Below are 9,296 nucleotides of genomic sequence, written 5' to 3'. Positions count from 1 at the left end.
CGATAGAGGATTTCTATCGCTCCATCACAGCATTCGATTAGACGTTCTTGCATGCCCCTCCTAAACTTGTGACATAAAATTAACAATCCGGATAACAATTCATCATCCGGTTTGTTCACAGACAAAACAAAAACCACCTGCGAAGCATAACTATGAAATTCAAAACTGAGATCAAACCCTACCACGGCGCGGCCGGCGGCTGGGGTGCACTTGAATCAACCACCCGTTTCGTCTTCGACAGTAAGAAAGTCCTTTCAAACTTACGTAACCTGATGCGTGTTAACAAAGGTCGAGGTTTTGACTGCCCGGGTTGTGCCTGGGGGGATGATAATCACAGTACTTTCAGCTTCTGCGAAAACGGTGCGAAAGCCGTCAGTTGGGAAGCCACCCGTAAAGCCGTTGAACCCGAATTCTTCGCTCAACACAGTGTGAGCAAACTGCGTGCGCAGAGCGATTACTTCCTCGAATATCAGGGTCGTCTGACCCATCCGATGCGTTATAACCGCACCACCGACCATTACGAACCTATCAGCTGGGATGCCGCATTCTCACTGATCGCCAGTCATCTGAATGGACTGGAAAGCCCGGATCAGGCGGATTTCTACACCTCCGGTCGTGCGAGTAACGAAGCCTCTTATTTGTATCAGGTGTTCGGCCGAATGTTCGGGACGAACAACTTCCCTGACTGCTCAAACATGTGCCACGAAGCCAGTGGTGTTGGCCTGAAACAAAGTATCGGCGTCGGTAAAGGCACCATCCGCCTGGATGATTTTGAGAAAGCCGATGCGATTTTCGTCTTCGGTCAGAATCCGGGCACTAACCACCCGCGTATGCTGCACAGCCTGCGTCATGCGTCCGACCGGGGTGCAAAAGTGGTCAGTTTTAACACCCTGCGTGAACGGGGTCTGGAGCGTTTCGCTGATCCGCAAAAACCGCTGGAAGTGGTGACACCGAAAGCCGGTCGCATCAGCGCAGCCTATTATCAGCCAAACCTTGGCGGTGATATGGCCGCTGTACGCGGAATGGTTAAAGCGCTATTGCAGACTCACCGCGAACGTATTGCTTCCGGCCAGCCTTCCCTGTTTGATGAAGAATTTATCGCAGCCCACTGTGCCGGTGTCGATGAGTATCTGGCTGTGGTCGATGCCACCAGCTGGGAAAAAATCACTGGACAGTCAGGTCTGAGCGAACAGGACTTGCGCGAAGCGGCATCTATTTATATGAATGCAGAACGTGTGATTTGTACCTGGGCAATGGGTGTGACGCAACATAAACACTCCGTACCGACCGTGCGTGAAATCACCAACCTGCAACTGTTGTTTGGTCAGCTTGGCAAGCCTGGCGCCGGTTTGTGTCCGGTTCGCGGTCACAGCAATGTGCAGGGTAACCGCACCATGGGTATCGATGAAAAAGCGCCAGCCGCCCTGCTGGATGCGATGGAAAGCCACTTCAAATTCACGCCACCGCGTGTACCGGGGCACAACACGGTTGAAGCACTGGAAGCCATGCTGCGTAAAGAAGCCAGGGTTCTGATCTGCCTCGGGGGTAATCTGGCGGCGGCGGCACCGGATACGCCACGTACCGAACAGGCGCTGAGCAATCTGGAACTGTCAGTTCAGATCAGCACCAAACTAAACCGTACGCACCTGACACCCGGCGCAGAAGCGCTGATTCTGCCAACGCTGGGCCGTACCGAGCTGGATATGCAGGCAACCGGTTCGCAATTTATCACGGTTGAAGACTCCTTCAGCATGGTCCATGCCTCCGAAGGTGTGGGGATCCCGTTATCCACAGAGCAGCGTTCGGAAACGGCAATTGTCTGCGGTATCGCCAATGCCGTTCTGGGTGATAAATACCTTGACTGGATGGCGCTGGCTGACGATTACAATCTGATCCGTGATCATATTGAAGCCACCATTCCGGGTTTCAAAGATTTCAATGCGCGCTGCGATATTAAAGGCGGTTTCTATCTCGGTAACGCGGCAGCAGAACTGAAATTCAACACCCTGAGCGGTAAGGCGAATTTCAGTGCATCACCGTTGCCAGAAGTGTTGATTCCGATGGGCGACCGGAATGCACCGTTCACCCTGCAAACGTTACGTTCACACGACCAATATAACACCACCATTTACGGCCTTGATGACCGTTACCGTGGCGTTTACGGTCAGCGTGAGGTGCTGTTTATCCACCCGCAGGATCTGGCGGATCTCGGCCTGCAAGACGGCGAACTGGTAGAAATCGAAACGCTGTGGAATGACGGTGTTGAGCGTAAAGTCACAGGTTTCAAACTGGTCAGCTATGATATTCCACGCGGTAACCTGGCGGCCTATTATCCGGAAACCAACCCGCTGGTGCCGATGTCCAGTTTTGGTGATCAGACCCACACCCCGACCTCGAAAGCTGTGCCGGTGACTATCCGTCGCTGCCAACCAAAAGTTGACCTGCAACGTATCGCATAAGTGTTACTTGCGAGACATCGCGCAAATCTCCCCTTTCGCTTCAGGGTTATGAGGCGAAAGGGGCTGATGCTGCTTGCCCGAAGGGGCCAGATCGCGTAAAACTGTCTGCCGCTAATCGAGCCACATTAACCCCCAATTCTCTGGACGATATGTTTCAAGATAACCCGCTGCTCGCGCAGCTAAAACAGCAACTTCACTCTCAGACTCCACGTGTTGAAGGCATCGTGAAAGGCACTGAGAAAGGCTTTGGCTTTCTTGAAGTAGAGGGTCAAAAAAGCTATTTCATTCCCCCTCCGTACATGAAAAAAGTCATGCACGGGGATCGCGTTATCGCTTCACTGCAAACCGAAAAAGAGCGTGAAGTCGTCCAGCCGGAAAAGTTGGTTGAACCTTTTCTCAGCCGTTTTGTTGGCCGTGTAACGAAGAAAGATGACCGCCTTTCTGTCATTCCTGATCATCCTTTATTACGTGATGCTATTCAGTGCCGCGTTGCCCGCAATATCAATCATGAAGTGAGCGACGGTGACTGGTGTGTGGCTGAGATGCGCCGCCACCCGCTGAAAGAAGGCGACCACAGTTTCCAGGCTGAAATCACCGAATGGATCACGACCGGGGCCGACGAACTTGCGCCGTGGTGGGTGACGCTGGCCCGTCATAACCTCGAACGTGAAGCGCCAAAAACGGATATTGCCGAACTGCGCGATGAAGGTCTGACCCGCGAAGACCTGACTGCCCTGCCATTTGTCACTATTGACAGCGGCAGTACGCAGGACATGGATGACGCACTGTATGTTAAAGACAACGGTGACGGCACCCTGCAAATGACTGTCGCGATTGCTGACCCGACGGCTTACGTCAGCGAAGGCAGCGATCTGGACAATATTGCGAAAAAACGCGCCTTCACCAACTATTTGCCAGGCTTCAACATCCCGATGCTGCCGCGCGAATTGTCCGATGATATCTGTTCACTGTGGCCGGACGTCAGCCGTCCGGTTCTGGCGTGTTCTGTTACTGTGGGCACTGATGGCTCACTGGGCAGCGACATTCGCTTCTTCGCCGCGACTATCGAATCAAAAGCCAAGCTGGCGTACGACGACGTGTCTGACTGGCTGGAAGCGGATGAGAAAAGCGAATGGCAACCGGCCAGCGATGTGATTGCCTCCCAGATCCGCCTGCTGAAACGCGTCTGTGACGTGCGCAGTGCATGGCGTACCGAGCATGCACTGGTGTTCAAAGATCGTCCTGATTACCGCTTCGTGCTGGGTGAGAAAGGCAATGTACTGGAAATCATCGCTGAGCATCGCCGCATTGCCAACCGCATTGTTGAAGAATCGATGATTGCCGCCAACGTCTGTGCAGCGATTGCCCTGCGTGACAGCCTCGGTTTCGGCGTTTACAACGTGCATACCGGTTTTGACCCGTTACTGGTTGAAAACGCAATCACCGTGTTGCAGGCCAATGACGTTGAGGCTAATGCTGAAGAACTGCTGACCCTGCCAGGTTTCTGCGCACTGCGTCGCAAGCTTGATGCTTTACCCACGCAGTTCCTTGACAGCCGCATCCGCCGTTTCCAGACCTTTGCGGAAATCAGCACCACACCAGGGCCGCACTTCGGTCTGGGCCTGGAAGCTTACGCCACCTGGACATCACCTATCCGTAAATACGGCGATATGGTGAACCACCGTTTGCTGAAAGCGATGATCCTGCAACAGTCTGCTGAAAAACCTCAGGATGACATGACCCTTCAGTTGGCAGAACGTCGCCGTGCTAACCGCATGGCCGAACGTGACGTCGGTGACTGGCTGTATGCCCGTTATCTGGAAGATAAAGTCGGTACTGAGGTTAAGTTCAGCGCCGAGATCATCGATGTCACGCGCGGCGGCCTGCGTGTCCGTCTGCAAGATATCGGTGCCGTAGCATTTATCCCGGCTCCGTTCCTGCACAGTGTGCGTGATGAGCTGGTCTGCAGCGCAGAGACGGGCACCGTGCTTATCAAAGGTGAAGTGGCCTATCGTCAGAGTGACATCATTGATGTGAACATTGCGGAAGTCCGCATGGAAAACCGGAATGTGATTGCCAAACCGGCAGTTTAAGGTTTCGCTTTCAGCGAAGATAAAAAACCGGTCATTTGACCGGTTTTTTTATGTCCTAAAGAGGCCGTGCTGAGAAAGTGCTCTGTTCGCTCCTCCCCCTTCGCAGGGAGCCAGCCCGTTATCTCAGATCTGATAGTCAATCACCGGTTCGCCGCCCGTTGCAAACACCTTCTCTTTAATCTCATTGACCGACAGCCCCGGATTACATAACTCGATAAATCGCCAGACGTAGTTTCTCTGCAACTGGGCTTTCTTCAGCCCCAGCCAGACCGTATTGGCTTCAAATAAATGTTCCGCGTTGATCAACTGAAGACCGGTATCACGGTTGGCTTCAAATGCTTTATCAGCCAGGATCCCCACGCCCAGTCCCAGTTCGACGTATGTCTTAATCACATCAGAATCCTGCGCACTCAGCACGATATCAGCGGTCAGTGCGGCACGGCTGAAAGCCTCATCAAGACGGGAACGTCCGGTGATACCCTGACGATAGGTGATCAAAGGCTGTTCGCTCAGATGCTGTAACGTCAGCGGGTGTTGCAGCGTCAGCGGATGCCCCTGCGGTACCACGATGGCATGATGCCAGCGGTAATAAGGAAATGCGGCGACTGACGGATCATTCATCAGCCTTTCACTGGCGATGGCCACATCCGCCTGCCCGCTGAGCAACATTGCCAGCACTTCCTGTGGTGAACCCTGATGTAACTCGAGACGGACCCCCGGATAAATGGCACGGAAGGCTTTGATAACTTTAGGCAAACTGTAACGTGCCTGAGTGTGAGTGGTGGCGATGGTCAGCACACCCGCGTCTTCTTTGGAGAAAACATCCGCCAGACGCCGGATATTCTGCGCCTCGTTAAGAATTCTCTCGGCGACTGCCAGCAACTCTTTACCCGGCTCAGTCAGCCCCAGTAAGCGCTTTCCACGACGGATAAATATCTCAACGCCCAGTTCATCTTCCAGCTCGCGGATATGACGGCTGACACCTGACTGCGACGTGAACAGCATGTTCGATACTTCTGTCAGGTTGTAATTGCATCGCGCTGATTCCCGTATAATTTTGAGTTGTTGAAAGTTCACCGCAGTCTGCCTCTTTGCTTGCCGAAAACCCTATTGTTACGATCTGTTGCTATGCCAGACAAATAAGAAAAAGCGGTTACTTATGCTTTTTACGACTATAGGAGACAGGCGATGATTTTTGACGATCGTAAAAAACGCCGGTAACCGGCGTTTTCAGGTTTTAAAACCTCTCAGCAACATGCTAACAATCCGCAGATTACTCTGGCACCGGCGTCATGACCGGTTTCCCGCTAAAATGAGCCTCAAGGTTTGCCAGAACCAGTGTCAGCATGTTTTCGACGGATTCCGGCGAACGACCTGCAACATGTGGCGTGAGCACCAGATTATCCAGCATGAACATTTCCGGCGGCACCTGCGGCTCACCGTCCACCACATCCAGCGCGGCACCGGCGATGACATTATTGTGCAGGCTGGCAATCAGTGCGGCACTGTCCACCACGCTTCCCCGCGCGATATTAATCAAAAAGCCTTCAGGCCCCAGCGCATGAAGCACCGCAGCGTCCACCAGCCTGACGGTGTTTTTGCCGCCCGGCGTCGCCACCACCAGATAATCAGCCCATTCAGCCAGATCCGTGGTCGTGAGGAAATAACGGTACGGGCTGTCTTCCTGTTGCCGCCGGTTGTGATACCCAATCTCCATATCAAATCCGCCTGATGCGCGGCGGGCAATCAATGCACCGATGTTACCCAGGCCGATAATACCCAGACGTTTACCCGCCATTCCCGGTGTATTCCAGCGCGTTTTTTTCCATTCCCCCGTGCGTACGGCGGCATCAAATTGGGGAATTCTTCGGGTAATAGCCAGCATCAGGGCCAGCGTATGGTCCGCCACTGAGGCGTTATTGGTGCCGGGGCCATTGGTGACATGAATACCCCGTTGTCTTGCTGCGGCGACATCAATATGTTCAAAGCCCACTCCCTGCGCACAAATGATTTCCAGTGCCGGTAACACCTCCATTTCCGTTGCGCTTAATCCGATGCTGCCAATGGTTAATACCCCGCGGATTTGCCGGGCGATCTGCGGATCAAGGTTTGCGCGCTGTTCAGGCGAGGTCGCAAAATAAAGGCAAAAACCGGCGGCCTCAAAACGGCCAGGATAGCCAGCATCAAGTTCAATATGGCTGAGCAACGCAATGGTCATGGAGTTTCCTCGGGATAATGTCAGTCAATCACTAGCAGGCTAGCTTTTTCGCTTTCACTATCAACGATGCGCTTTCCCTTGTACAGCTTTTCGGCGGTTTACAGGAGAAGTTACCAAGTCCGGTCTACACTGCTTGTTATCGTCTGCATGCACGCAGTCGACCCCTTCGGCAATTTTTGTCAGATTTCCCTGAAACGGAGTGACGTCAAGTATGGCAAAGGCCCGATCCAGCAAGAAGATAAGTAAGCCTGTTGTAACAACGGAAGAAACCCGCACCATTCCGGCACATTTACAGGTTGATATTGCAGTAGATGAGTTTGGCGTGCGGATTATTGAGCCTTACAGTGATGGTGAGATTGTTCGCAGTTTCGATTCCGGGCACACCACACGGGTACGCGAAGGATTGCCGGTGCCACTGGGTGCGACCTGGGACGGACTGGGCGTCAATTTCGCGCTGTTTTCAGCTAACGCCACCAAGGTTGAGCTGTGTCTTTTTAACGAAGACGGTGAGCAATACGATGTCATCGAACTTCCGGAATATACCGATGAAGTCTGGCACGGTTATCTGCCGGATGCCCGTCCCGGCCTGCTGTATGCCTATCGCGTACACGGCCCCTATGCGCCGCACGATGGCCACCGGTTTAATCCCGCCAAGTTACTGCTCGACCCTTACGCCAAACAGATTGTCGGCGAACTGAAATGGGACGATGCGCTGTTCGCCTATGACCTGCAAAGCCCGAAGAAAGATTTGCACATTGATAATACTGACAGCGCCGCGTTTTTGCCTAAATGCCGGGTGATTGATCCCGCATTCTCATGGGCCCGTTCCCGAAAAAGACACATTCCCTGGGAAAAAACTCTGATTTATGAGACCCATGTCCGCGGTTATACCATGCGCCATCCGGCAGTACCCGAGCATCTGCGCGGCACGTTTTCCGGCATGAGCACGCCACATATCGTGGACTATATCCGTTCTCTCGGCGTCACGTCTGTCGAGCTGATGCCTGTTCATGCTTTTACCGATGACCGGCATTTGCAGGATAATGGTCTGCATAATTTCTGGGGCTATAACACGCTGAGTTTCTTTGCGCCGCATCCGCAATATATGGCGACGCAAACCGTTAATGAGTTCAAACAGATGATTGCCACCCTGCATGCCGCAGGCATTGAGGTCATTCTGGATGTCGTTTATAACCACACCGCCGAAGGTAACGAGCTGGGTCCGACGCTGTCTTTCAAAGGTATCGACAACGCCAGCTATTACCGGCTGATGCCTGACAATAAGCGTTATTACATAAACGATACCGGTACCGGCAATACGCTCAATCTCAGCCATCCCCGCGTATTACAGATGGTCACCGACTCGCTGCGATACTGGGCAACTGAAATGCAGGTCGATGGTTTTCGCTTTGATCTGGCAACCATCCTCGGACGTGAAAGCTATGGTTTTGATGAGGGCTGCGGCTTTCTCGACACCTGCCGCCAGGATCCTATCCTCAGCCAATGTAAACTGATCGCCGAACCCTGGGATTGTGGCCCCGGCGGATATCAGGTGGGCGGCTTCCCGCCAGGCTGGATGGAATGGAACGACCGGTTCCGTGACACGGTGCGTAAATTCTGGCGTGGCGATGAAGGTCAGCTGGCGCAGTTTGTTACACGACTTTCCGGTTCAGCAGACTTGTTTAATCACCGGGGCCGCAAGCCTTATGCTTCCGTGAATTTCATTACTGCCCACGACGGTTTCACGCTCAATGACTGGGTGTCGTATGCCAATAAACACAACGAGGCTAATGGCGAAAACGGCGAAGATGGCAGCGATAACAACATTTCCGCGAACTATGGTGTGGAAGGCCCGACTGACGATCCGGCCATCAATGAACTGCGGCAGCGGCAAATGCGCAATATGCTGGCGACGTTGTTGCTTTCTCAGGGGACGCCGATGCTGCTTGCGGGTGATGAGTTTGGCCGCTCGCAGAACGGCAATAACAACGCCTATTGTCAGGACACGGATATTGCCTGGGTAAACTGGGATATTGGAGACAAAGGCAAGGCGCTGTTGCTATTCACCTACCGGCTCATTGCTTTGCGTAAACGCTTCCCGATATTGCACCGGGGACGCTTCCTGACTGGCGCGCTGCATGAAAAACTGGGAGTGAAGGATGTGAGCTGGTTCCAGCCACAGGGGCAGGAAATGTCCGATGCAGCCTGGAAAGATCCCCATGCCAAATGCATTGCGATGTTGCTCGATGGCCGTGCCCAGCCGACCGGTCTGGTGCGGCAGGGCTCGCTAAGCACGGTACTGCTACTGTTCAACGCGTCACATGAAGACGTGGTGTTCACGTTGCCTTCGGTGGCGCATGGTGAAAGCTGGCGACATATTTTCGATACCTTCCAGCCGGATGACATCAACGAGCATAACTTTGAATTTGGCCGCGAGTACATCTGCACGTCCCGCACTGTGGTGTTATTTGAGCTGCTCAGCACCGCGAAACACTAAGGTTTTGGCGCGGCTTCAGATTAATAAGC

At 53.4% G+C, this 9,296-nt stretch carries 5 protein-coding genes; 3 read left to right on the top strand and 2 right to left on the bottom strand.

Features of this window, described 5'->3' with window-relative positions:
* Positions 1–152 precede the first annotated feature (152 nt).
* Together J1785_RS06855 and J1785_RS06850 are read left to right on the top strand one after the other, a co-directional pair.
* Positions 153–2,459 carry an FdhF/YdeP family oxidoreductase gene (locus J1785_RS06855; protein ID WP_217156703.1) on the top strand — a complete coding sequence of 769 codons (2,307 nt, stop codon included), beginning with the start codon at positions 153–155 and terminating at the stop codon, positions 2,457–2,459.
* A gap of 149 nt (positions 2,460–2,608) precedes the next feature.
* Entirely contained in the window at positions 2,609–4,552 is a 1,944-nt protein-coding gene (locus J1785_RS06850) for an exoribonuclease II (protein ID WP_129951318.1), read from the top strand.
* Positions 4,553–4,675: 123 nt separating this feature from the next.
* Here the strand turns inward: J1785_RS06850 and cbl are convergent, their stop codons facing one another.
* Together cbl and J1785_RS06840 are read right to left on the bottom strand one after the other, a co-directional pair.
* The gene (cbl, locus tag J1785_RS06845; protein WP_129951319.1) at positions 4,676–5,629 is read right to left on the bottom strand and encodes an HTH-type transcriptional regulator Cbl; all 954 of its coding nucleotides are present in this window, start codon (positions 5,627–5,629) and stop codon (positions 4,676–4,678) included.
* A gap of 196 nt (positions 5,630–5,825) precedes the next feature.
* Complete coding sequence (locus J1785_RS06840; protein WP_217219102.1) at positions 5,826–6,770, bottom strand: 2-hydroxyacid dehydrogenase; 945 nt, start codon at positions 6,768–6,770, stop codon at positions 5,826–5,828.
* A 211-nt stretch (positions 6,771–6,981) separates the two neighbouring features.
* Between J1785_RS06840 and glgX the strand changes: the two genes are divergently transcribed.
* Positions 6,982–9,267: a glycogen debranching protein GlgX gene (glgX, locus tag J1785_RS06835; RefSeq protein WP_129951321.1), complete on the top strand. Its 2,286-nt coding sequence runs from the start codon at positions 6,982–6,984 to the stop codon at positions 9,265–9,267.
* The last annotated feature ends 29 nt before the right edge of the window (positions 9,268–9,296 follow it).

Origin of the sequence: Rahnella perminowiae (assembly GCF_019049755.1) — a bacterium.
Classification (GTDB): domain Bacteria; phylum Pseudomonadota; class Gammaproteobacteria; order Enterobacterales; family Enterobacteriaceae; genus Rahnella; species Rahnella perminowiae.
This window is presented reverse-complemented; position numbering and strand designations above follow the sequence as displayed.

Excerpts from the sequence above, each read along its gene's own strand:
- J1785_RS06850 (WP_129951318.1), top strand. The coding sequence starts at position 2,609 with ATGTTTCAAGATAACCCGCTGCTCGCGCAGCTAAAACAGCAACTTCAC.
- J1785_RS06855 (WP_217156703.1), top strand. The coding sequence starts at position 153 with ATGAAATTCAAAACTGAGATCAAACCCTACCACGGCGCGGCCGGCGGC.
- J1785_RS06840 (WP_217219102.1), bottom strand. The coding sequence starts at position 6,770 with ATGACCATTGCGTTGCTCAGCCATATTGAACTTGATGCTGGCTATCCT.
- glgX (WP_129951321.1), top strand. The coding sequence starts at position 6,982 with ATGGCAAAGGCCCGATCCAGCAAGAAGATAAGTAAGCCTGTTGTAACA.